The sequence below is a fragment of the Sphingobium cloacae genome (genome assembly GCF_002355855.1).
Classification (GTDB): domain Bacteria; phylum Pseudomonadota; class Alphaproteobacteria; order Sphingomonadales; family Sphingomonadaceae; genus Sphingobium; species Sphingobium cloacae.
The window spans coordinates 2289236-2311980 of record NZ_AP017655.1; the positions used below are offsets into that span (position 1 = coordinate 2289236).

At 67.3% G+C, this 22745-nt stretch carries 26 protein-coding genes; 7 read left to right on the plus strand and 19 right to left on the minus strand.

Features of this window, described 5'->3' with window-relative positions:
* Positions 1-58 precede the first annotated feature (58 nt).
* Entirely contained in the window at positions 59-640 is a 582-nt protein-coding gene (locus SCLO_RS11435) for an LOG family protein (protein WP_066516847.1), read from the minus strand.
* Complete coding sequence (locus SCLO_RS11440) at positions 637-2118, minus strand: phytoene desaturase (protein WP_066516848.1); 1482 nt, start codon at positions 2116-2118, stop codon at positions 637-639. Before SCLO_RS11440 ends, SCLO_RS11435 begins: the two co-directional genes overlap by 4 nt.
* Positions 2119-2262: 144 nt before the next feature.
* On the opposite strand from SCLO_RS11440, the gene SCLO_RS11445 reads away from it, so the two are divergent.
* Complete coding sequence (locus tag SCLO_RS11445; protein WP_066516850.1) at positions 2263-2535, plus strand: metal/formaldehyde-sensitive transcriptional repressor; 273 nt, start codon at positions 2263-2265, stop codon at positions 2533-2535.
* On the plus strand, positions 2532-3617 hold the full coding sequence (gene dmeF, locus SCLO_RS11450; protein WP_083949067.1) for a CDF family Co(II)/Ni(II) efflux transporter DmeF: 1086 nt from the start codon (positions 2532-2534) through the stop codon (positions 3615-3617). The genes SCLO_RS11445 and dmeF overlap by 4 nt, the downstream gene beginning before the upstream one ends.
* 207 nt (positions 3618-3824) lie before the next feature.
* Here the strand turns inward: dmeF and SCLO_RS11455 are convergent, their stop codons facing one another.
* The 7 genes from SCLO_RS11455 to SCLO_RS11485 form a co-directional block, all read right to left on the minus strand.
* The gene (locus SCLO_RS11455) at positions 3825-4592 is read right to left on the minus strand and encodes a tetratricopeptide repeat protein (protein WP_066516852.1); all 768 of its coding nucleotides are present in this window, start codon (positions 4590-4592) and stop codon (positions 3825-3827) included.
* Positions 4593-4692: 100 nt separating this feature from the next.
* On the minus strand, positions 4693-5388 hold the full coding sequence (locus tag SCLO_RS11460; RefSeq protein WP_066516853.1) for an ATP12 family chaperone protein: 696 nt from the start codon (positions 5386-5388) through the stop codon (positions 4693-4695).
* Positions 5385-5657 (minus strand): hypothetical protein, encoded by a 273-nt coding sequence (locus SCLO_RS11465; protein WP_255210232.1) that lies wholly within the window; start codon positions 5655-5657, stop codon positions 5385-5387. Before SCLO_RS11465 ends, SCLO_RS11460 begins: the two co-directional genes overlap by 4 nt.
* A gap of 1 nt (position 5658) precedes the next feature.
* On the minus strand, positions 5659-6321 hold the full coding sequence (locus SCLO_RS11470; RefSeq protein ID WP_066516856.1) for an HAD-IA family hydrolase: 663 nt from the start codon (positions 6319-6321) through the stop codon (positions 5659-5661).
* A complete protein-coding gene (locus SCLO_RS11475) occupies positions 6318-7673 on the minus strand; it encodes an RluA family pseudouridine synthase (protein WP_066516858.1) in 1356 nt (451 codons plus the stop codon). The genes SCLO_RS11470 and SCLO_RS11475 overlap by 4 nt, the downstream gene beginning before the upstream one ends.
* A complete protein-coding gene (crcB, locus tag SCLO_RS11480; protein WP_066516860.1) occupies positions 7670-8053 on the minus strand; it encodes a fluoride efflux transporter CrcB in 384 nt (127 codons plus the stop codon). Before crcB ends, SCLO_RS11475 begins: the two co-directional genes overlap by 4 nt.
* Positions 8054-8318: 265 nt before the next feature.
* Positions 8319-9065, minus strand: a complete 747-nt coding sequence (locus tag SCLO_RS11485; RefSeq protein ID WP_066516862.1) for a hypothetical protein — start codon at positions 9063-9065, stop codon at positions 8319-8321.
* Between the two features lie 455 nt (positions 9066-9520).
* Here SCLO_RS11485 and SCLO_RS23885 point away from each other — a divergent pair, with 455 nt between their 5' ends.
* Both SCLO_RS23885 and rarD read left to right on the plus strand, forming a co-directional pair.
* A complete protein-coding gene (locus SCLO_RS23885) occupies positions 9521-9742 on the plus strand; it encodes a hypothetical protein (RefSeq protein WP_066516923.1) in 222 nt (73 codons plus the stop codon).
* A gap of 50 nt (positions 9743-9792) precedes the next feature.
* Positions 9793-10650 (plus strand): EamA family transporter RarD, encoded by an 858-nt coding sequence (gene rarD / locus SCLO_RS11495; protein ID WP_066516924.1) that lies wholly within the window; start codon positions 9793-9795, stop codon positions 10648-10650.
* On the opposite strand, the gene SCLO_RS11500 is transcribed toward rarD, so the two are convergent.
* A complete protein-coding gene (locus tag SCLO_RS11500; RefSeq protein ID WP_066516864.1) occupies positions 10647-11978 on the minus strand; it encodes a dihydroorotase in 1332 nt (443 codons plus the stop codon). The genes rarD and SCLO_RS11500 overlap by 4 nt on opposite strands.
* Positions 11979-12025: 47 nt before the next feature.
* Between SCLO_RS11500 and ygfZ the strand changes: the two genes are divergently transcribed.
* Together ygfZ and SCLO_RS11510 are read left to right on the plus strand one after the other, a co-directional pair.
* Positions 12026-12763, plus strand: coding sequence for a CAF17-like 4Fe-4S cluster assembly/insertion protein YgfZ (ygfZ, locus tag SCLO_RS11505; protein ID WP_066516865.1), 738 nt, complete (start codon positions 12026-12028; stop codon positions 12761-12763).
* Between the two features lie 50 nt (positions 12764-12813).
* Positions 12814-13527 (plus strand): glutaminyl-peptide cyclotransferase, encoded by a 714-nt coding sequence (locus SCLO_RS11510; protein WP_174521953.1) that lies wholly within the window; start codon positions 12814-12816, stop codon positions 13525-13527.
* A 7-nt stretch (positions 13528-13534) separates the two neighbouring features.
* Here SCLO_RS11510 and SCLO_RS11515 read toward each other — a convergent pair whose 3' ends face one another.
* The 9 genes from SCLO_RS11515 to coxB form a co-directional block, all read right to left on the minus strand.
* The gene (locus SCLO_RS11515; RefSeq protein ID WP_066516870.1) at positions 13535-14404 is read right to left on the minus strand and encodes a class I SAM-dependent methyltransferase; all 870 of its coding nucleotides are present in this window, start codon (positions 14402-14404) and stop codon (positions 13535-13537) included.
* Between the two features lie 5 nt (positions 14405-14409).
* The gene (gene thrC, locus SCLO_RS11520) at positions 14410-15810 is read right to left on the minus strand and encodes a threonine synthase (protein ID WP_066516871.1); all 1401 of its coding nucleotides are present in this window, start codon (positions 15808-15810) and stop codon (positions 14410-14412) included.
* A 44-nt stretch (positions 15811-15854) separates the two neighbouring features.
* The gene (locus SCLO_RS11525) at positions 15855-16493 is read right to left on the minus strand and encodes an SURF1 family protein (RefSeq protein ID WP_066516872.1); all 639 of its coding nucleotides are present in this window, start codon (positions 16491-16493) and stop codon (positions 15855-15857) included.
* Positions 16494-16588: 95 nt separating this feature from the next.
* Positions 16589-17419, minus strand: a complete 831-nt coding sequence (locus tag SCLO_RS11530; protein WP_066516873.1) for a cytochrome c oxidase subunit 3 — start codon at positions 17417-17419, stop codon at positions 16589-16591.
* A gap of 38 nt (positions 17420-17457) precedes the next feature.
* The gene (locus SCLO_RS11535; protein ID WP_066516925.1) at positions 17458-18033 is read right to left on the minus strand and encodes a cytochrome c oxidase assembly protein; all 576 of its coding nucleotides are present in this window, start codon (positions 18031-18033) and stop codon (positions 17458-17460) included.
* Between the two features lie 2 nt (positions 18034-18035).
* On the minus strand, positions 18036-18167 hold the full coding sequence (locus tag SCLO_RS24200) for a hypothetical protein (protein ID WP_269459013.1): 132 nt from the start codon (positions 18165-18167) through the stop codon (positions 18036-18038).
* Positions 18164-19084, minus strand: coding sequence for a heme o synthase (locus tag SCLO_RS11540; RefSeq protein ID WP_066516875.1), 921 nt, complete (start codon positions 19082-19084; stop codon positions 18164-18166). The genes SCLO_RS24200 and SCLO_RS11540 overlap by 4 nt, the downstream gene beginning before the upstream one ends.
* A 113-nt stretch (positions 19085-19197) precedes the next feature.
* Positions 19198-20865 (minus strand): cytochrome c oxidase subunit I, encoded by a 1668-nt coding sequence (gene ctaD / locus SCLO_RS11545; protein ID WP_066516876.1) that lies wholly within the window; start codon positions 20863-20865, stop codon positions 19198-19200.
* Between the two features lie 18 nt (positions 20866-20883).
* Positions 20884-21879 carry a cytochrome c oxidase subunit II gene (gene coxB, locus SCLO_RS11550; protein WP_066516877.1) on the minus strand — a complete coding sequence of 332 codons (996 nt, stop codon included), beginning with the start codon at positions 21877-21879 and terminating at the stop codon, positions 20884-20886.
* A gap of 282 nt (positions 21880-22161) precedes the next feature.
* Between coxB and pyrE the strand changes: the two genes are divergently transcribed.
* On the plus strand, positions 22162-22743 hold the full coding sequence (gene pyrE / locus SCLO_RS11555; protein WP_066516879.1) for an orotate phosphoribosyltransferase: 582 nt from the start codon (positions 22162-22164) through the stop codon (positions 22741-22743).
* Positions 22744-22745 lie beyond the last annotated feature (2 nt).

The following is a 22745-nucleotide window of genomic DNA, read 5'->3' on the forward strand; positions in this document are numbered from 1 at the left end:
ACCCTGTTCCTCCTGCGAACACCACTCGGGACCGGTGCGAAAGCATCGGTCTCCTTTTTTACAGCTGCGACGATGTCATCGAACAGATCGGCTGATGCGGCTGATAGCGCGCCATGCCGTCCAAAAGCGCGTCCATGTCGTCCGCGTGGATCAGAATGCCCGCATGGGCGGAGCGGATGAAGCCCGCCTCCACCATCTGCCGATAGAAGGCGATCAGCGGATCGTAGAAGCGGCTGACGTTCAACAGCCCCACCGGCTTGGCATGATAGCCAAGCTGCGCCCAGCTGATCGCTTCCCATAGTTCGTCCATCGTGCCGACGCCGCCCGGCAGGGTCACGAAGCCGTCGGACAGGTCGGTGAACAGCGCCTTGCGCTGATGCATGGTCTGGACGATGTGGAGGTGCGTGAAGCCATGATGGGCGGCTTCCGCCTGGACCAGCGCTTCGGGGATGACGCCGATCACTTCGCCGCCCGCTTCGAGCGCGGCGTCCGCGAGCGTGCCCATCAACCCCAACCGGCCGCCGCCATAGACGACCCCGATGCCGCGCCGCGCCAGCCCCTGCCCCACCTGCCGGGCGGCTTCGATAAAGGCGGGGTCGGCGGGCGTGGCCGAACCGCAATAGACCGCCAGTCTCTTCATATAAGGTCTTTCAGCATCAGCGCCGCCGTCACCTTCGCCCCGGCCACCACGCCGGGAATGCCCGCGCCCGGATGCGTGCCCGCGCCCACCAGATAGAAGTTGGGCAACACGTCATCCTGATTATGCGGCCGGAACCCGGCATTCTGGGACAGGCGCGGCTCCAGGCTGAAGGCGCTGCCATGATGCGCGGACAGGTCGCGCGCGTGATCGGCGGGCGTCCGGTGAAACTGGGTGACGATGCGGGAACGGATGTCGGGGATCAGCCGGTGCTCGATCTCGTCCAATATCCGTTCGGCATAAACCGGCCCGAAGCGGTCCCAGTCGATCGGCAATTTGCCCATATGGGGCACGGGCGTCATGACGGAAAAGGTCGAATGGCCGTCCGGCGCCAGCGACGGGTCGGTGACGGTGGCGTGTTGCAGGTAGAGGGCGGCATCCTGCGGCAGGATGCCATGGTCGAAAATGTCCTTGAGCCACGCTTCATAACGCGGGCCGAACAGCATCATGTGGTGCGGGATGCCGGGCCAGCTTCCCCTGATCCCGAAATGCAGGACGAACATGCCGGGCGACCAGTGTTTGCGCGCGATCCGCTCCGCCATCTTCGGACCGCGCGGATGATGGCCCAGAAGGTCGCGATAGCTGTGCAACAGATCGGCGTTGCTGGCAACCGCCTCCGCATCGCCGCGCCAGCCCGATGCCGTGCGGACGGCCACGGCGCGGTCGCCATGCACTTCGATCCGTTCGACCTTGTCGCCCAGGCGCAGCACGCCGCCCAGCCGCTCGAAATGAGTCGCCATGCCCTGCACCAGACGGTGGGTCCCGCCCTGGGCGAACCAGACGCCGCCCTGCTTCTCCAGCTTGTGGATCAGGCTGTTGACGCCGCTGGCGGTCGACGGATTGCCGCCGATCATCAGCACGCGCCACGACAGCGCCTGCCGCAGCCTTTCATCCTTCACATAAGAGGAGACCACCGAATAGACGGAGCGCCACGCCTGATGGCGGGCGAGCATCGGCGCGGCCCGGACCATGGAGCGGACATCGGGAAAGCCCGCCGAACCGAGCCGCCGCCAGGCGTCTTCATACACATCGTCGGCATAATCGAGGAACCGTTCATAGCCCGCGACGTCCGATGGGCTGAGCTTCGCGATCCGGGCGCGCAGGCTGCCCTCCCCGCCCGCATGGTCGAACTGGGCGCCATCGGGCCAGTTCAGGCGGTAGAAGGGCGAGACGGGGAGGAGCGTCACATCCTCGCCCATGTCGTGGCCGGAGAGACGCCATAGCTCCGCCAGCGAGGCCGGATCGGTGATGCCGGTCGGCCCGGCGTCGAAGATGAAGCCGTCCCTTTCCCACAGGGCGGCGCAGCCGCCGGGGCGGTCGCGGGCTTCGACCAGCGTGGTGTCGATCCCCGCGGACTGGAGGCGGATGGCGAGCGCCAGGCCGCCGAAGCCCGCGCCGATGACGACGGCTTTCCTGCTCATCGGGCGATGGGGTCCGGCATGGGAAGCATGGCGCCTCTTATGGGCATGGGGGAGGAAGGGCACAAGACGGGATGCAAAACCATGAAGGAGATGGCGAGGGGAAAGGGTTTACGAAGGATGCGATATAGTATAGGGGGGTATATTATGCATATCGTGGCGGATCGGGAAAAATTGCTGGCGCGCGTCCGGCGGATCGCGGGACAGGTCCAGGCCGTCGAGCGGCAGTTGACGGGCGATGCGGGCTGTTCCGAGACGTTGCAGCTGGTCGCGTCGGTGCGCGGGGCGGTGGGCAGCCTGATGGAGGAACTGATCGAGCAGCATATGCGCGAGCATGTGGCCCGGCCCGGCCTGAACGACATGCAGCGGGAAGCGGCGGCCGAAGAGATGCTAACGCTGATCCGGCGATACGGGAAATGACCATGCACGGCGACCATGAGCAGGGCCACGGCCATCATCATCACCACGGCCATCATGACGGCCCCGAACGTCACGCCCATGGGAGCGGGCATGGGAACGGGCATGGCGATGGACAGGACGATGGGCGTGGCGGGCGGGACCGGTTCCCGCCGCCGCGCGCCGATGCGGAGATCAGCCATTATTTCGACCATATCTACCTGAGCGCCGGGCATGACCGGAATGCGAAGCGGACGGTCTGGGTCGTCTGGCTGACCGCCGCGACCATGGTGGTGGAGATCGTCTTCGGATGGATCACCGGCTCCATGGCGCTGCTGGCGGACGGGTTCCACATGGCGACCCATGCGGGCGCGCTGGCGGTGGCCGCCGCCGCCTATGGCTATGCCCGCAGGCATGCGCGCAATCCGCGCTTCACCTTCGGCACGGGCAAGGTGGGCGACCTGTCGGGCTTTGCCTCCGCCCTGCTGCTGGGGGTGACGGCGCTGTTCATCGCGGTCGAATCGGGGATGCGCCTGTTCGAGCCGGTGGACGTGCGGTTCGGCGAAGCGACGCTGGTCGCGGTGATCGGCCTTGCCGTCAACCTGCTGAGCGCGCTGCTGCTGGGCCATGACCATGGGCATGATGGGGGGCATGACGGGGGGCATGACGGGCACGACCATGGCGCCGGGCAGGACCACAAGCACAGCGACAATAATCTGCGCGCCGCCTATGTGCATGTGCTGACCGATGCGCTGACGTCGGTGCTGGCGATCGTGGCGCTGATGGCGGGGCGTTACCTGGACTGGTGGTGGATGGACCCGGCGGTGGGCCTGCTGGGCGCGGTGGTGATCGCGCGCTGGGCCTGGGGATTGATGAAGGACACCGCCGCGATCCTGCTGGACACCGCCGAACCGGCGCTGATGGCGCGGGTGCGCGACCTGACCGAAGCGGAAGGCGCGGTCATCCGCGACCTGCATGTCTGGCGCGTCGGACCCCATGCCCATGCCGCGATCATCAGCATCGCCCCCGGCGCGGACAGCGCCGCCGTGCGCGCGCGGGTGAGCGCCCTGCCCCGGATGGAGCATGTGACGGTGGAGACGGTCTGAGGGCGAAGGGATACCAGCCAGCGGCCGGTGCCGGGGGCTGGCCGGTCATCCGCCTGGACAAGATATGGCGCAAGCGCCGGCGCGCTTTTCCTGTCCGGCCCGTTCCCTGTCCGGCTGGCGTCCCCCCTTCAGGGGGAGGGCAGCATCATCGCCGGATCGTCAACAACCTGTCCCGCCCGGACGCCTCGCGTCCGGGCGGGAAGAGAATCAGCCCGACTGCTGCCCCGTCATCGCCTGAATCGAGGGCTTGTTGACGGAGTCGATCGAGCCATCGGCCATCATCGCCTTGCCCATGTCCAGCGCCTCCTTGCGGAGCGCCTCGTCATTGGCGCTCTGGCTCGCGCCGATCAGCGCGGACAGGAGGGTGTTGCGGTTCACCTTGTCCGTCGCATTTTCCGCGACCGACTTGCGCGCCAGGGTCACCGCTTCCTTATAATAGGGGTCGGCGCCGGTCATGTCCTTCGCCGCCAGCTTCTGATTGCCCAGCTGGATCAGGATGCCCGCCAGAATGTTCCGGTTGGCCGCGTCGGCGGGCTTGGCTTCCACCACCTTGCGCCAGTGGGGAAGCGATTCGCCGTAAAGCGCGATCACCTTGTCCATCTGCCCCTGCGCGCCCTGCGCGGCGGCATCGGCATAGAGCGCGTTGGCGAGGAAATTCACATTGTCGATATTGTCGGGCTGCGCCTGGACCGCCGTGCGGATCGCGGGGAGCGCGGCTTCATATTTGGCGACGGCGCCCGCATTGTCGCCCGCCTGCTGGGCCTGCTGGCCCGCCGTGAAGTCGGTGACCGCCTGATTGAAGGCGGCGATCTGCTCCTGCGTCATCTGGCCCGCGGCGGGCGCGGCTTCCGCCGGGGCGGCCTCAGCAGGCGCGGACTCGGCGGGGGCGGCGGGCGCTTCCTGCGCCTGCAAGGGCGCGGCCAGCGCGAAAGGGGCGGCAAGGGTGGTCAGGGCAATATAAACAGAACGGGACAAAACCAACTCTCCATCTTTTCGTTCAAAAAATCCGTTCACGGCGCAATAAGCACCGTCCAACAGACATAATGACCGAAATGGCCGCGTGGTTCCCAGCCCGTCAGGCTCGCGTCAACGCGCAAAAGGCGCAGTTCGTGGAAAATTCCTCACGGCGAAGGGCGCCGCGGGCAGCCGCCTCGGCATCCTCGCCCCATTGTTCGGCCTGCCAGACCTCATCGATTTCGGCCGCGGCCCAGATGGCGGCGGGCTCATGGCCGCCCTCCACCACCGCCAGCCCGCAGACCAGCGAGCCGCTGAGCGTCACCAGCGTCGAAAGGCCCGCCAGCGTGAAGGGATCGAAAGCCTCGACCGCCTGCGCCAGCCGCTCCAGCGTCTCGGGCGGCTGCGCGACCGGGAGGAGGCCCCGCGTCACGCGGAAAGCCACGTCGTAGCGCGCCACCGCCCAGTCCAGCAGCGGGTCCCACGCCGCCGCCTGCCGCGCGACCAGCGCCTCCGGCGCTTCGGCGCGATAGCAGAGCAGGTCGGTTTCGGCATAGCGCGCGATCCCGGCGGCAAAGGCTTCGCGATGGGGCGCGATCTGGTCGATGGCGGCGTTGGCGAGGCCGGTGAAGGGCATGGAGCGGGGGTCGATGGCGTCGCCCTGCGCGCGCCATTCCCGCGCCACCGCCTCGGCAAGCGCGGCATCGGGAAGCGCCAGCAGGGCCCGCGCGGGGGTGCGGACGGGGCGGCCGTCGAGCTGGATTCCAAAGCCCCCTTCCCCCGCGACGACGGCGGCGTCCTGGTAGAAACGCTTCATGGCCGCGGACGCCGGCGAAAGAGGCTGAGGAGAAGGCGCGGCACGATCATATATTGGAACAGGCCGACGATGACGAAGATCAGGCCCATCGCCTTGGCCTTGCCGCCCTGCACCCAGGCGAAACGCTGCATCAGGATCAGGATGCCGAACATCACGACGAACGCGCCCGACAGGCGAAAAAGGCCGATGGCGAAGAAGCGCTGGCGCGCGACCTTTTCCGGGTCGACGGGCGGCGGCGGGGCCGGGGGCGGGACAGGCGGCGGCGTCATGTCATCCATGCGCGCCGATATGGCCGTGCAATTCGCCGCTGTCCATCGCCACGGCGGCCGCGCCCGCCTCGATCAGGTCGGCGGGCGGGTGATAGCCCCAGCCGACGCCGAGGGAGCGGACGCCAGCCGCCACCCCCATGTCGATGTCGAACACCGTGTCGCCGATCATGACCGTGCTTTCGGGCACGGCGCCCGCTTCGGCCATGGCGGCGAGCAGCATGGAGGGGTGCGGCTTGGACGGGTGGCGGTCGGCGGTCTGGAGCGTCACGAAATGGGTTTCGATGCCATGGGCGGCCAGGCAGAGGGCAAGGCCGCGATCCGATTTGCCGGTGGCGACGCCCAGCAGCCAGCCGTCGCCGTCCAGCCGCCGGATGAGGTCCGCGATGCCGGGATAAAGCGGTTCGGACACGCCTTGGTCGCGGCGCATCTGCTGAAAAGCCTGTTTGTAGCATTCGGACAGGTGATCGTGGAAATGCGGCTCCGCGTCGGGCAGCAGCCGCGCCATGGCGTGGGGCAGCGACAGGCCGACCACCGACAGGATCGCCAGCCGGTCCGGCGCGGGCAGGTGCTGCGCTTCGAAGGCGCGGGTCATGGCGGTGCAGATGCCGTGCTGGCTGTCGACCAGCGTGCCGTCGCAATCGAACACCGCGAGCCGGTTGCTCATGGGCGCCGCCCGCCGCCCTTCGCCTCCCCCGCGCCGCGCGAGCGCCGTTCGCCGCGACGGCCCTTGCGGACCTGCTTGGCGTGGGCGCGGGCGACCTTCTTTTCATCCTCGCGCGTGGGCTTGCGCTCGATCTCCTCGTCCAGCGGCAGGTCGCCCATGGATAGATCGAAGCCCAGCGAGGCGAGGCTGGCGGCGAAATGATCGGGCAGGTCCGCCTTCACGTCGATCCGCCCGCCGTCGGGATGGTCGACGCGGATGCGGCGGGCATGGAGGTGCATCTTGCGGCTGATCGAGCCGGAAAGGAACGCGTCCTTGCCGCCATATTTGCCGTCGCCGACGATGGGATGGCCGATCGCCGCCATATGGACGCGCAACTGGTGCGTGCGGCCGGTATGGGGTTGCAGCTCGACCCAGGCGGCGCGGTTCCCGGCGCGCTCGATCACGCGATAGCGCGAGCGGGCGGGCAGGCCCTCCGCCTCGTCCACATGCATCTTCTCGCCGCCGGTGCCCGGCTGCTTGGCGAGGGGGAGTTCGATCATGCCGTCCTCGATCGAGGGGACGCCCATGACGATGGCCCAATAGACCTTGCGCGCGGTGCGGCTGGAGAAGGCCTTGGCGAAATGCGCCGCCGCGCGGGACGTGCGGGCGATGAGGAGCGCGCCGGACGTGTCCTTGTCCAGCCGGTGGACCAGCTTGGGGCGGGTTTCCAGATCGAACATCAGGCCGTCGAGCAGCTTGTCGACATGATCGTCGGTCCTGGTCCCGCCCTGCGTGGCGAGGCCGGGGGGCTTGTTGATGACGATGGCCTGTCCGTCGCGGTGGATCACCATCTCCTGCACGAAGGCGATCTCGTCGGGCGTCAGGTCGATGATGCGGGCGCGCTTCGGCTTGTCGGGCGCGGCGGCCTTGGGTTCGGCGGGGGGGACGCGGATGGTCTGCCCATCCGCGATACGGTCGCCCGGCGCGGCGCGCGCGCCGTCGACGCGAAGCTGCCCGGTGCGCGACCAGCGCGACACGATGTTGAAGCCGACATCGGGCAGATGCCGCTGGAACCAGCGGTCGAGGCGGATGCCGTCATCGTCCGCGCCGACCCGATACTGGCGCACGTCGAGCGTGACGCCCTTGGCGGGATTGGCCTTGGCCGGCGCGGCCTTGACGGCGGCAGGCTTGGCGGCGGGAGCCTTGGCGGTGGTGGGCGCGGCGCGGGACGAGGGCGCCTTGGGCTTCGCGCCGTCGGCCTTGCGCGCCTGCGCCGCCTTGGCGGCTCCACGGGCGCGGCCGGGCGCGGCGGAACCGCCGGGCTTGCGGCCGCGCGGCGGGCCGGAGGGCTTGCCGGGAGGACGCCCCTTCATGCGACGCTCCGCATGAACAGCAGCCCGCCCGCCAGCGCGCCCACGGCGCAGACCACGGAGAACAGCGCATAGGCCAGCGCCATGGCGACCTGTCCGCGCTCGATCATCAGCAGGGTTTCGAGACTGAAGGAGGAGAAGGTGGTGAAGCCGCCCAAGAGGCCGACGCCCAGCAGCAGACGGATCGGTTCGCCCGGCGCGGCGCTGAACCGCGCCAGCCAGCCCGCCAGCAGGCCCATGGCAAGGCCGCCCAGCAGATTGGCGGCGAACGTCCCCCAGGGCCAGGCCGACCCCGGCAGCATGTGCCCGGCCAGCCGCCCCAGCAGGTAACGCAGCGCGGAGCCGACCGCGCCGCCGCCCATGACGAGAAGCAGATTGTTCATGCCGCCCGCCCTAGAGGGAAAACGCGGCAAAGGAAATGGCGCTATGCGGGTGAGGCGCGCCGGGCGCCGGGCGGCCTGGCAAGACGAACGAAGCGCCGTCCGGACGAAGGCATCAGGCTGCCGCGATCCCGCGGGCGGCGCAGCCAGCGCAGGAACCCGCATCGAACGGCGCAACCGGGCCGGGAGCGGGCCGCTTGCCCCGTCCCCGCGCCTTCGCAGGAGCACGGCTTTCGGGCAATGCGGCTATGCGCGGAACCGGCCGGGTTCAGCGGCCATTGTCGGCGATGATGTCGACATTGGTCCTGCCGCCCGGCGCGTCGGTGAACAGCAGGAAATAGGCCGCACCGTCATCCTTGCGCGTGCCGCCCAGCACATTGTCGCCATCGACGAGGCGATGTTCCGCGTCGAAGCCGGCGCGGCGGGCCTGGGTGAAATAATAGTCGATGACGCTTTTCTTGGGCACCGGCGTCGTGAAGCTGGCGGCGCGCAGGGTGCAGCCGTCCTTTTCCGCGCCCGCCGCTTCCAGCAGTTGCGCGCCGGGATAGAGGGTGAAGGGTTCGGGCAGCCGCTGCGACCATTGCGTGCCGTAGACCAGTTCCTTGCTGCAATTGCGGCCGCCGGTCCGCTGCGCCTGCTCGCGGGCCAGCGCGCCCAGCGTCACGGTCGATTCCATCTGGCCGCCCTGCGCCGGAGCGGGCGCGGCGAGCAGCTTGCCGCCGGCGCGCTGCACCGCCTGCGCCAGCGCCTTGGCGGCGTCGCCGGTCAGCACGGGCAGCGCGGCGTTGGTAGGCTTGTCGGCGGAGCGCACCGCGTTGCGGTTGGACTGGCCCGCCAGCTTGGGATCGACGACGATCTGGTCCGCCAGCGCGCTTTTGAGCGCGGGATCGACCATGTTGTTGGTGAGCTGCGCGTCGAGCGCGGCGAGGTTCGCGTTCTTGTCATCCTTGCCGCAGGCCGCAAGCGGCAGGGCCAGCAACGCAGCCGCCATGCAGAAAGACCGGGAAAACGCCATAGCTTCACTCCTTCGTAAACAAGGAATGAAGAGCGGAAGTTAATTTTCCGTTAGGAGTTTTGGTGAATCGGCATTTTTTCGGACGATGCGTGGGTTTTGAGGCGGTTTGCAGTCCGTCCGCCGGGACCCGGCGTGCTCCTGCGAAGCACTTGATCGAGACAAGTGGCTCGTGAGAGCCCGGATCAGACGGCGGAACCGGGCTCCCGCCTTCGCAGGAGTATGGCACATTTCCATTTTGCGTGATTCCAGACCCCTCCCCCGTTCACCCTGGACCTGTCGAATGCCATCACCTCACTCCGTTCGGTGAAAGGCCGTTCGACGCCGGCTGCGGCGGCGTTCAGGACAGGCTTCGACTTCACTCGGCCCGAGCGGGGGAATGCGTGTCAGGCCATTGGGCGGGCAATGGCATGGCCGGGGTGCTTGCCCCGGCGGGGCGGAAGGGCCATGTGGACGCCATGCTCAACATCCTTTCGGCCCTGATCGGCCTCGTCACCCTGATCCTGATGATCCCCGCCGTGCTGCCGATGCTCGGCGCGCTCAACTGGATATTGGTGCCGATGGCGCTGGTGGGCGCCTTTGTCGGCATACTCTCGTCCAAAAATGGCGGACGCAATTTCTGCCTGATCGTCGCGGCGTTCGGCGCTCTGCGGCTGTTCATGGGCGGCGGCCTCTTGTGACGGGGAACGCCCGGCCTGCCGATGAGGGACGCAGCGGCCTTCCGGCCGCGCTGGCGGCCTATGGCCTTTGGGGGCTGCTTCCCATCTTCTTCAAGCTGCTGCACCATGTCGGCCCGTTCGAACTGGTGGCGCAGCGGGTGTTCTGGTCGCTGATCCTGATCCTCGTCCTGCTGGCGGCGCGCCGGGCGCTGGGACCGTTCCGGGAGGTGCTGGCGACGCCGCGCCTGCTGTTGCCGCTGGCGGCCAGTGCGGTCTTCATCGCGACCAACTGGACGACCTATATCTGGGCCGTGAACGACGGCCATGTGATTGCCGCGAGCCTGGGCTATTTCCTCAATCCGCTGGTCAATGTCGCGCTGGGCGTGCTGGTGCTCAAGGAAAGGCTGCGGCGCGGGCAGACGCTGGCGATCGGGATCGCGGGGATCGGCGTCGCGATCATGGCCGCGTCCGCGCTGACGACGCTTTGGATCAGCATATTGCTGGCTTTCTCCTTCGCTTTCTATGCGCTGATCCGCAAGATGACACCGGTTGCGCCTATGGCGGGGCTGGGCGTGGAAACGCTGATCCTGACCCCGGTCGCGCTGGCCTATCTCGGCTGGCTTGCGGGTCATGGCGGCGTTTCCTTCGGCAAGGACGGCTTCACCACCGCCATGCTGGTCGTGAGCGGCGCGATCACGACCGTGCCGCTGGTGCTGTTCGCCGTGGCGGCGCACCGCCTGCCGATGGCGACGCTGGGCCTGTTGCAGTTCATCGCGCCAACATTGCAGTTCCTGTCCGGCATCCTGCTGTTCGGCGAAACGCTGAACCATGGGCAGATGGCGAGTTTCGCGCTGATCTGGCTGGGCCTGATCCTGTTCGCGGGCGACAGCATGACGGCCGTCCGCCGCAACCGGATGGCGGCGGTTTAGGAAAATTCCGTCGCTTCGAAGCGCACCGGCTCGCCCACGGCTTCGTTGGCGAGCGTGTCTTCCCACATCACGCGATGGCCGCGGATGATGGTGCCCACGGCCTTGCCGGTCAGCTCCATGCCCTCGAAGGGCGACCAGTCGCAGCGGGACGCGAGCCAGTCCCTGCCGACCGTCCACCGCTTCCTGAGGTCCACCACGGTGAAGTCCGCGTCATAGCCGAGCGCGATCCGCCCCTTGCCGACGAGGCCGAAGACGCGCTGCGGCCCCGATGACGTGAGTTCGATGAAGCGGCGCAGGGTGAGGCGGCCTTGCGCCACATGGTCCAGCAGCAGCGGCACCAGCGTCTGCACCCCCGGCATCCCGCTGGGGGAAGCGGGATAGGCCTTCGCTTTTTCCTCGATGCTGTGGGGGGCATGATCGCTGCCCAGCACGTCGGGCACGCCCTGATTGAGCCAGCGCCAGAGGCCCTCGCGATGCGCGGCGGAGCGGATCGGCGGGTTCATCTGGGCATGGGTGCCGAGGCGGGGATAGGCGTCCTCCGCGGCCAGCGTCAGATGCTGGGGCGTCACCTCGCAGGTGGCGATGTCCTTGTGCCCGGCGATATATTCCAGTTCGGCGGGCGTCGTCACATGCAGGATATGGATGCGGCGGCGCGCCTTGCGGGCAAGGGCGATGATGCGCTTCGTCGCGATCATCGCGCTTTCGTCGTCGCGCCAGACGGGATGGGAGGACGGATCGCCCTCCACCCGCAGACCCTTGCGCGCGTTCATCCGCGCCTCATCCTCCGCATGGATGGCGACGCGCCGCCAGCCGCTCGCCAGCACGCGGGACAAGGCATCGTCGTCGTCCACCAGCAGGCTGCCGGTCGATGCGCCCATGAAGATCTTGACGCCCGCCGTGCCGGGGATGCGCTCCAGTTCCTTCAGCTGCTCCGCATTGTCCGCCGTCGCGCCGACATAGAAGGCGTGGTCGCACCACATGCGGTGACGGGCGCGGGCGAGCTTGTCGCGCACCCGGTCCTCGCTGTCGGTGTTGGGGTTGGTGTTGGGCATTTCGAAGACGGCGGTGACGCCGCCCAGCACCGCCGCGCGGCTGCCCGATTCGAGGTCTTCCTTATATTCGAGGCCCGGCTCGCGGAAATGGACCTGGCTGTCGATGCAGCCGGGCAGCACGTCCAGCCCGGTGCAGTCGATCACTTCGCCCGCGTCGCCCAGCGACGGGCCGATCGCCGCGATCTTTCCTGCGCGAACGCCCACGTCCACGCTTTCCGCGCCGCCCGGCGTATGGACGGCGCCGTTCCTGAGGATGAGGTCGAAAGTCTGGGCCATGTCATTCACCGCTTGGATATGAATGCCGCCTGTCCTACCTAAAGCCGATGACCGGCACCACCCTTCGCGACCGCGCGATCCTCAGAATTTCGGGCGAGGAAGCCCGCCCCTTCCTCCAGGGCCTGCTGACCCGCGACGTGATGGGCCTGAAAGAGGGCGAGCCGCGCTGGACCGGCCTGCTGACGCCGCAGGGGAAGGCGCTGTTCGACTTCATCCTGTGGGGCGATGGCGAGGACGTGCTGATCGATGGCGAGGCCGCGCAGGCGGACGCGCTGGCGAAGCGCCTGACCCTCTATCGCCTGCGCCGGAAGGTGACGATTGCCCGGGAAGACGGGCTGGCCGCGCACTGGTCCCCCGATGCGGCGGACAGGCCGCTCGACCCGCGCCTGCCCGCGCTCGGCCATCGCTGGGTCGGTCCGGCCGGGGACGGGGACGCGGCGCCCGCCTTTCGCGCGCATCGGCTGGCCCTGGGCGTGTTCGAAGGCGCGGAGGAGCTGGGGCAGGACCAGACGCTCTGGCTGGAAACCAATGCCGGGGAACTGCATGGCGTCGATTATGACAAGGGATGCTATGTGGGGCAGGAAAATACGGCGCGGATGCATTATCGCAACAAGGTGAGCCGCCGCCTCGTCGCCGTGCCGCTGGATCAGGCGGACGAGAAACGGCAGCGGGCGGCCCTGCCCGACCTTGGCCTGTCCATCGAATTGCGGCGGGTGGAGGCGCTGGGCGCGGCGCTGGTGCCGGACTGGCTGGCCGCCGCGATGGCGGAGAAGGCGGCGGAATGATCGGCGCGGACTGCGCGCGATGGGCGCGGGGGCTGCTGGCGGCGGGGCTGATGCTCGTCGCCCTGCCCGCTCATGCGGACACGCCGTGGACATGGGTGAAAAGCTATCCCCATGATCCCGGCGCGTTCACCGAAGGGCTCTTCTTCCATGACGGGGCGCTTTACGAAAGCACGGGCCTGGCCGGGCAGTCGGAGATCCGCAAGCTGCGCCTGAAGGACGGCAAGGTCCTCCAGCGGCGCAGGATCGATCGGCCCTATTTCGGCGAGGGGATCGTGAACTGGAAGGACCGGATCGTCAGCGTCACCTGGCAGCATGAGAAGGGTTTCGTGTGGAAGCTGGGCGATTTCTCGCCCGTTTCCAGCTTTCGCTACCAGGGCGAAGGCTGGGGACTGACGCAGGACGGGCGGCACATCATCATGAGCGACGGCAGCGCGCAGCTGCGCTTCCTCGACCCCGACAGCCTGACCGAGGAAAGGCGGATCACGGTGACGTGGAACGGCCGCCCCGTCGACCGGCTGAACGAACTGGAATGGGTGAAGGGCGAGATCTGGGCGAATATCTGGTACGATAGCCGGATCGCGCGGATCGATCCGCGATCGGGCGGCGTCATCGACTGGATCGACATCGCGCCGCTGCTGAAGGAGGCGGGGGTGCGCGACAGCGAGGCGGTGGCCAACGGCATCGCCTATGATGCGGCGGGCGACCGCGTCTTCGTGACCGGCAAATACTGGCCCAAACTGTTCGAGATACGGGTGGAGCGGTGAAGGGCGCTCAGCGGCGCCAGCGCGCCCAGATGGCGGTGGGGAGCAGCAAGCCGCGCGATTCCTCCCGCACGGCCAGTTCGCCCGCCTCGACCGTGCCGGGCAGGTCCGCGAACGCCTGTTTCAGCAATTCCCCGATGGCGAGCGCGGACATGCGCACGGCATAGACGGTGAGGAACAGGAACCGGCTGTCCGCATCCAGAAGCTGGCGGCCATTCGCGATCAGGGCGGGCAGGTCTTCCTCCAGACGCCAGACTTCCCCATCGGGCCCGCGCCCATATTTGGGCGGGTCGAGCAGGATGCCGTCATAGCGCCGCCCGCGCCGCACCTCACGCGCGACGAATTTGGCGGCGTCGTCGACGATCCAGCGGACGGGCCGGTCATCCAGCCCGGAAAGCGCCGCATTGGCCCGGGCCTGCGCGACGGATTTCTTCGAAGCGTCGACATGCACCAGCTTCGCGCCCGCCGACGCCATCGCCAGCGTCCCGACGCCGGTATAGCCGAAGAGGTTCAGGACATCCGCTTCGGCCTTGTCCGCCGTCCGCTCCCGCATCCAGTCCCACACCGGCGCCATGTCCGGGAAGAAGCCCAGATGGCGGAAGGGCGTGCAGCTGGACTGGAAGGTCACCTCGTTCCAGCGGAGCGGCCATCCCTCGGCGGGCACGGAGCGTTCATAATACCAGCGGCCGCCGCCTTCCTCGTCGGAACCGGGGATGAATTCACCATCGGCGCGCCAGTCGTCGGTAGCGGGCGCCCACATCGCCTGCGGTTCGGGCCGGATGAAGCGATAGCGGCCGTAACGCTCCAGCTTGCGGCCATGGCCCGAATCGATCAGGCCGTAATCGGCCCATGGCTCGCCGATGAGGGTCTGGAGTTCCAAGCCTGTTATCCCCGAGGCGTCGCGCGCTCCGCGACATAGGCGGTCACGGCGTCGAACGTGCCGGGCAGCTTCGCATAGCTTTCCTCGCGCGCGAAGAGGTCGCCCATGCGTGAGGGCAAAGCGGGCCGCGTGCCGGTCGCTCGCTCCACCGCGTCGCGGAACTTGGCGGCATGGGCGGTCGCCAGCGTCACGACCGGAATGGACGGGTCGAGGTCCAGCGAGCGCGCCGCCGCGAGGCCCACGGCGCTATGCGGGTCGATCACCTGCCCCGCCGCGTCATAGGCCCAGCGCATCGCCATGGTCATGCCGTCGGCATCGACACGGGCGGAAGTGAAGAGCTGCGATGCGCCATCGCGCTGCGCGTTGGTGAGGCGCATGGCCCGCGTCGCTTCGAACCCGCGCATCTGGTTCGCCAGCGCGTTGCCGTCGCGGCCGCCCGCGTCGAACAGCAGACGTTCGAAATTGGAGCTGACCTGGATGTCCATGCTGGGGGTGGCGGTCGCGACCACCTGCCCCTGGCTGTAATCGCCTTCGGCAAGCGCGCGGTGCAGGATGTCGTTGACGTTGGTCGCGACCATCAGCCTGGCGACGGGCAGGCCCATCTTCGCCGCGACATAGCCCGCGAACACATCGCCGAAATTGCCGGTAGGAACGGAGAAGGCCACTTCCCGATCCGGCGCGCCCAGACGCACGGCGGCATAGAAATAATAGACGACCTGCGCCATCAGCCGCGCCCAGTTGATGCTGTTGACGGCGGACAGGTTGAAGCGGCGCGAGAAACCGGCGTCGTTGAACATCGCCTTCACCAATGCCTGCGCATCGTCGAAGCTGCCTTCGATGGCGATGTTATAGACATTGGGGGCGCGCACGGTGGTCATCTGCCGCCGCTGAACATCCGACACCCGGCCATCGGGATGCAGCATGAAGATGTCGATCTTCTCCCGGCCCGCCACCGCGTCGATGGCGGCCGACCCGGTGTCGCCCGAGGTCGCGCCGACGATGGTGAGATGATCGTCGCGGCGCGAGAGGAACCGCTCGAACAACTGGCCGAGCAGTTGCAGCGCCACATCCTTGAACGCCAGCGTCGGGCCGTGGAACAGCTCCAGCATCCAGTGACGGTGGTCTAGCTGGACCAGCGGCGTCACGGCATCGTGGCTGAACCGGCCATAGGCGGCTTCGCACAGGTCGCGCAGTTCCTCTTCGGACAGCGATCCGGCGACGAAGGGCGCCATGACGCGCACCGCCGTTTCCACATAGGAAAGGCCCGAAAGGGCGCGGATTTCATCGGGCGAGAAGCCGGGCCAGCGTTCCGGGACGTAAAGTCCCCCGTCGGACGCCAGACCCGCCAGCGTCACATCCTCGAAACCCAGCGCAGGCGCGCTCCCCCTGGTGCTCACATATTGCATGATGGAGAAGCGCGGTAACGGCGCGCGGCCCCGGGAGCAAGCCTTTACGGCGAATCGGCGGGCGGCTTGTTCCGGCGGCGGAGCGCGAGGAGGTAGATCGCCACGGCGACCGCCGCGAAGAAGAACCATTGCACGGCATAGGCCAGATGGTTGTTGGGCACGTCCTGCACGCTGGGCGGCGCGAGGGGCTTGAGGCCCGCGGGGGCTTCGCGGGCGATCAGCATGGGCCGCAGGGGCAAGGCATGGCCGCCGATTCGCGTCAGCAGGGCGCGATGGTCGGGCTCCTCGGAAATCCAGCCCGCGACCTGGCCGCCATTCCATCGCGGCCGTTCATCGGGGCGCTGGCCCACGCCGAGCGCGACGAGGACGCCCGGCCCTTCGGCGCCCGTCGCGCATTGGGCGATATGGCGATAGCCCATCGAACCGTCCCTGGCGCGACCGGCTTCGGCCTGCCAGCCCACGACCCGCAGGCAATGGACCGAGGACGGGCGGAAGAGGATTTCCGGCGGCACGGGCGGAAGAGCGGGGAAGGCGACCGCGGGCCTGGCGGGATTGGCGGCGGCGAGCGCCAGCATCGCTTCCTTCTCATGCCTCCGCTCCAGCTGCCACATGCCAAGGGCGATCATCACCAGCACCGCCAGAATGACGATGATGGTCGGGATCAGGGGCACGGAGCGGCGCATGGTCATGACGGTCCGGCATAACGCCCGCCGGGACAAAAGAAAACGGCCGGGAATCGATCCCGGCCGTTTTCCCGATTCGGAGAAGAGCGCGGGCCTCAGCCGCCGTGCACCGGCGCGCCCCAGCCGCCCCACACATAGATGGCGACGAACAGGAACAGCCAGACGACATCGACGAAATGCCAGTACCAGGCAGCCGCTTCGAAGCCGAAATGCTGGCGCGGCGTGAAATCGCCCTGATAGGAACGGACCAGATTGACGATCAGGAAGATCGTGCCGACCAGCACGTGGAAGCCGTGGAAGCCGGTCGCCATGTAGAAGGCCGAGCTATAGGGGCTGCCGCCGAAGGGGAACGGCGCATGGGCATATTCATAAGCCTGGATCGACGAGAAGAGCAGGCCCAGGATGATGGTGCACCACAGGCCCTTCTTCAGCCCTTCGCGATCGCCATGGATCAGCGCGTGATGCGCCCAGGTGACGGTGGTGCCCGAGCACAGCAGGATCAGCGTGTTGAGCAACGGCAGCTCGAACGCGTTCATCACCTCGATGCCCTTGGACGGGAAAAGCCCTTCGATCGGCGCGAGTTGGCTGGGGAACAGGGAAAAGTCGAAGAAGGCCCAGAACCAGCCGACGAAGAACATCACTTCCGACGCGATGAACAGGATCATGCCGTAGCGCAGATGCAGCTGCACGACCGGCGTGTGATCGCCCGCGCGCGCTTCGTGGATCACGTCGCTCCACCAGCTGAACATGGTGAACAGGACGCCCGCCAGGCCGATGAGGAAAACCCAGCCGCCGCCCGCAGGCAGCGCGTCGGGATGCATCCACATGATCCCGCCGAACGCCATGACCAGCGCCGACAGCGAGCCGAACATCGGCCAGATGCTGGGCGGGAGAATGTGATAATCGTGATTCTTGGCGCCTGCCATGACCTAACTCTTCCCTGTTCGCGTTATTGCCTGTTGCCTTAGCTTGGCTTCCTGTCCTGCTCAACAGGATAGAAGGTGTAGCTGAGCGTTATTTCCTGCGTGTCCTTGTTGTCCGGGTCGGACAGGATCTTGGGATCGATATAATAGAGCACCGGCATCCGCACTTCCTCGCCGGGCTTGAGCGTCTGCTGGGTGAAGCAGAAACATTCGATCTTGGCGAAGAAGGCGCCCGCCTGGGTCGGCGTGACGTTGAAGCTGGCGGTGCCGGTGACCGGCTTGTCCGACATGTTCTTCGCCACGAAGATCGCCATGTTGCGCGCCCCCACCGTCACCGACTGGGTCGGATGTTCGGGATGGAATTTCCACGGCATGCCCGGCTGCACGTTGGAATCGAAGCGGATCGATAGGATGTGGCCGGTCGCTTCCTTCACCTGGACATCGGCCGAGGCCCGCCTGGTCGTGCCGCCGAAACCCGTCTGTTCGCAGAAGATGCGGTAGAGCGGCACGGACGCGAAGCCCAATGCGAGCATGGCGAGGCCGACCACCACCGTCATGAGGAGCGTCCGCCGGTTCCGGCGCGCGCTGTCGAAGGGGGAGGGAGGAAGCGTCGCCATCATCAATTGCCCCCGCCCATCTTCGCGATGGTGATGGCGTAGAAGAGGATGACCAGCGCGGCCAGCAGCACGCCGGTCAGGATGGCGCGGGATTTCTGGCGCGCGCGCACCTGGCTTTCCTCCTCGGGCGTCATCCCAGCCACCAGCGGTCCGCCACGACGGCGCCGAACAGAAGGAACAGATAGAAGATGGAATATTTGAAAAGGCGCCGCTCCGGCATCATCCGGGCCGGGTCGGCCTCGCGGTGCCGGTACACCTGGAAGGCGAACAGCGCGAACAGCGCCGTGCCCAGCAGGGCGGTGACGCCATAGACGAGGCCGGTCAGGCGCAGCAGCACCGGCGCCATGGCGGCCACCGCCATGATCGCGGTGTAGAACCAGATCTGGCGGCGCGTCGCGACCTCGCCCGACACGACCGGCAGCATGGGGATGCCCGCGGCGGCGTAGTCCGTCCGCACGAACAGGGCCAGGGCCCAGAAATGCGGCGGCGTCCAGAAGAAGATCAGCATGAAGAGCGCCACGGGCAGCGCCGATATGTCGCCCGTCACCGCCGCCCAGCCGATCACCGGCGGGAAGGCCCCGGCCGCGCCGCCGATGACGATATTCTGCGCCGTGCGGGGCTTGAGCCAGATGGTGTAGACGAAGACATAGAAGAGGATCGACACCGCCAGCACCGCCGCCGCGAGCCAGTTGGTGGCGACGCCCATCAGCAGCACGGAGAAGAAGGAGAGGCCGACGCCGAAGTGCAGCGCCGATTGCGGGTCCATCCGCCCCGCCGGAAGCGGGCGGCTGGCGGTCCGCTGCATCAGGCCGTCCGTGTCCCGCTCATACCATTGGTTGAGCGCCGCGGCCGCGCCCGCGCCGAGCGCGATGCACAGGATCGCGGTGAAGGCGAGGACCGGGTGGATATGGCCGGGCGCCGCCAATAATCCGCACAGGCCGGTGAAGACCACCAGCGTCATTACCCTGGGCTTGGTCAGCGCCACGAAATCCCGCCAATGGGCCGGCAAAACGGGCGAAAGCGACCCGGACATGATCGGCGAACTTGCCATAATCTCCTCATGCGTCAGCCCGGCGCCAGTGCAGCGCCGGGTCTGATCCGGGGATGGGCCGAAGCCGTCCCCGTTGGCGCCCCGTCCATCCGGGACGCCGCTTCGTCAAACGGTCAGTCGATGACCGGCAGGGTTTCGAACTGGTGATAGGGCGGCGGGCTGGGCAGGGTCCATTCCAGCGTCGTCGCGCCTTCGCCCCACGGATTGCCCACGGCCTTCTTGCCCGCGGCCAGCGACCAGATCAGGTTGATGAAGAAGATCACCATGCCGGCCGCCATGATCTCATAGCCGTGGCTCGCGATCTTGTTCCAGTAGGCGAAGGCTTCCGGATAGTCGGGATAGCGGCGCGGCATGCCCGACAGGCCCAGGAAGTGCATCGGGAAGAACAGCAGGTTCACGCCCACGAAGAACACCCAGAAGTGCAGGTGGCCGAGAAACTCGTTGTACATCTTCCCCGACATCTTCGGGAACCAGTAGTAGAAGCCCGCGAACAGGCCGAACACCGCGCCCAGCGACAGCACATAGTGGAAGTGCGCGACCACATAATAGGTGTCGTGCAGCACGTCGTCGACGCCGCCGTTCGCCAGCACGACGCCGGTGACGCCGCCCACGGTGAACAGGAAGATGAAGCCCAGCGCCCAGACCATCGGGGTCTTGTAGCTGATCGATCCGCCCCAGATGGTCGCGATCCACGAGAAGATCTTGATGCCCGTGGGAACGGCGATGACCATCGTCGCGGCGGTGAAATACATCTTCACATTGACCGACATGCCGGTGGTGAACATGTGGTGCGCCCAGACGATGAAGCCCACGACGCCGATCGCGACCATGGCGTAGGCCATGCCGAGATAGCCGAACACCGGCTTGCGGCTGAAGGTCGACACGATCTGGCTGATCATGCCGAAGCCCGGCAGGATCATGATGTACACTTCGGGGTGGCCGAAGAACCAGAAGAGATGCTGGTACAGTTCGGGATCGCCGCCGCCGGCCGCGTCATAGAAGGTCGTGCCGAAATTGCGGTCGGTGAGCAGCATGGTGATCGCGGCGGCCAGGACGGGCAGCGCGAGCAGCAGCAGGAAGGCGGTGATCAGCACCGACCACACGAACAGCGGCATCTTGTGCAGGGTCATGCCCGGCGCGCGCATGTTGAGGATGGTGGTGATGAAGTTGATCGCGCCCAGGATCGAGCTGGCGCCCGCGATGTGCAGCGACAGGATCGCCATGTCCACCGCCGGACCCGCCGAACCGCTGGTCGACAGCGGCGCATAGACGGTCCAGCCGGTGCCCGCGCCGTTGCCGGTGCCGCCGGGAACGAAGGTCGAGCCGAGCAGCAGCGCGAAGGCGGGGATCAGCAGCCAGAAGCTGATATTGTTCATGCGCGGGAAGGCCATGTCCGGCGCGCCGATCATGATCGGCACGAACCAGTTGCCGAACCCGCCGATCATGGCGGGCATCACCATGAAGAAGACCATGATGAGGCCGTGCGCGGTGATGAGCACGTTCCAGAGGTGATAGGCCTGGTCCAGCGTGGCGCCGGGACCGTCGCTATATTGCGCCCAGATCTGGAGATACTGGATGCCCGGCTGCGCCAGCTCGGCGCGCATCAGGCCCGAAATACCGCCGCCGATGATGCCGGCGATGATCGCGAAGATCAGGTAGAGGGTGCCGATGTCCTTGTGGTTGGTGGACATGAACCAGCGCTGGAAGAAGGCCGGCTTGTGATCGGCGTCGTGATGCTCATGAGCATGATCGCCGTGGTGGTCTGCGGTTATGGTCGTCATGGCGTATCTGCCCTTACATCAAATCTTGGCCGGAGCGGCGGCGGGCCGGGGCGCTTCCGCCGTGGCGGCGCCCTCGGCCTTCTTCGGCTTGCCGCCCTGCGACAGCACCCACTGGTCGAACTGCGCGGGAGGCAGCGCCTCGATCGCGATCGGCATGAAGCCGTGGCGCGCGCCGCACAGTTCCGAACACTGGCCGTAATAGACGCCCGGCTTCTCGATGGTGAAGCTCTTTTCATTCAGGCGGCCCGGCACGGCGTCCATCTTCACCCAGAGCGACGGCACGGCGAAGCTGTGGATCACGTCCGCGCCGGTGATGATGAGCTTGATCGGACGGCCCACCGGCAGGACCAGGCGGTTGTCGGCGGCGAGCAGATAGGGCTCGCCATTTTCCGCCGCCTTCTCCTTGGTCAGCATGTTCGACACGAATTCGGGGATTTCGTTGTCGGGATATTCATAGCCCCAATACCATTGATAGCCGGTCACCTTGACGGTCACCGCATCCTTGGGCGCGGGCTTGTACTGGTCGGCGAGCAGGCCGATCGAGGGCACGGCGATCACCAGCAGGATCATGACCGGCACCACGGTCCAGATCACCTCGACCAGCGTGTTGTGCGACGTCTTGGACGGCGTGGGGTTCGCCGAGCGGCGGAAGCGGACCATCACATACAGCATCAGCGCCAGGACGAAGACGCAGATGATCGTGATGATCGGCAGCAGCATCTGGTCGTGCAGCCAGCGGGCGGTATGTCCGTTGGGCGAGAATTGCTGCTGAAGGGTGATTTCGCCGGGGCGCGGCATGCCGATCCCCTCGGTCGGCTTCATGCGCGGCGGCGCGGCGACCTGCGCCGCGGGCGCGGCGGCCGTGGCGTTGGCGGCCGATTCGACCGGCGCGGCGGCATTTTCAACGGCGGGCGCGGCGGCGGCATTATCCTGCGCCAGCGTCGGACTGCTCATCGCCAAAGCCGGCGCAAAGGCCAGCATCCCGGCGAGAATGAGCGATTTCACCTTGTTCATAGCGTCTTCTTACCCCGTAACCCCTTCGCGCCCCTGCGGCCAGGACATGCGCGCATGCGCCTCGTCCCCGCCCGGTCGGTCTGCGGCGGCTTATAGGCATGGTTTTTTTCTGCCTCAAGGTTCCAGGAGCAGATTTTCTTCTCTGTTGCAACGCCTCCCTCGCCCGCCTATTCCGCTCCCGCGCACAGGGGCGCCGTTTCACGGGGCGTGACATGCCCCCAAACAAGGGAAGCGCGACGGACGGGCGGGCCCGTTTCCGGCGCGCGAATGGATCTGTATCGAATGACCGACGACGAAATATTGGCGGAGTTCCGGGCGGCGGGCGCGCTGCTCGAAGGGCATTTCATCCTGTCATCGGGACGGCGCAGCGGCAATTATCTGCAATGCGCCCGGGTGCTGATGAACGCGGAGCGGGCCGGACGGCTGGCCCGCGCGATGGTGCAGCAATTGCCGCGCGAACTGCGCCAGGAAATCGACCTGGTGGTATCCCCGGCGATGGGCGGCCTCATCATCGGGCATGAAGCGGGCCGCGCGCTGGACCGGGACGCCATCTTCCTCGAACGCCCGGAAGGCACGTTCGAACTGCGGCGCGGCTTCGCCATCGCGCCGGGGCAGAAAGTGCTGATGGTCGAGGATGTGGTCACGACCGGCCTGTCCTCGCGCCAGGCGATCGAGGCCGTGACGGCGGAAGGCGGCATCGTGGTCGCCGAGGCCGCGCTGGTCGACCGTTCGGCGGGCGAAGTCGATCTGGGCGTGCCCTTCTATCCGCTCGTCAGCATCAATTTTCCCGTCTATGACGCGGATGACGTGCCGCCCGAACTGGCGGCCATCCCCGCCGTGAAACCGGGCAGCCGGAAGCAGTAGCC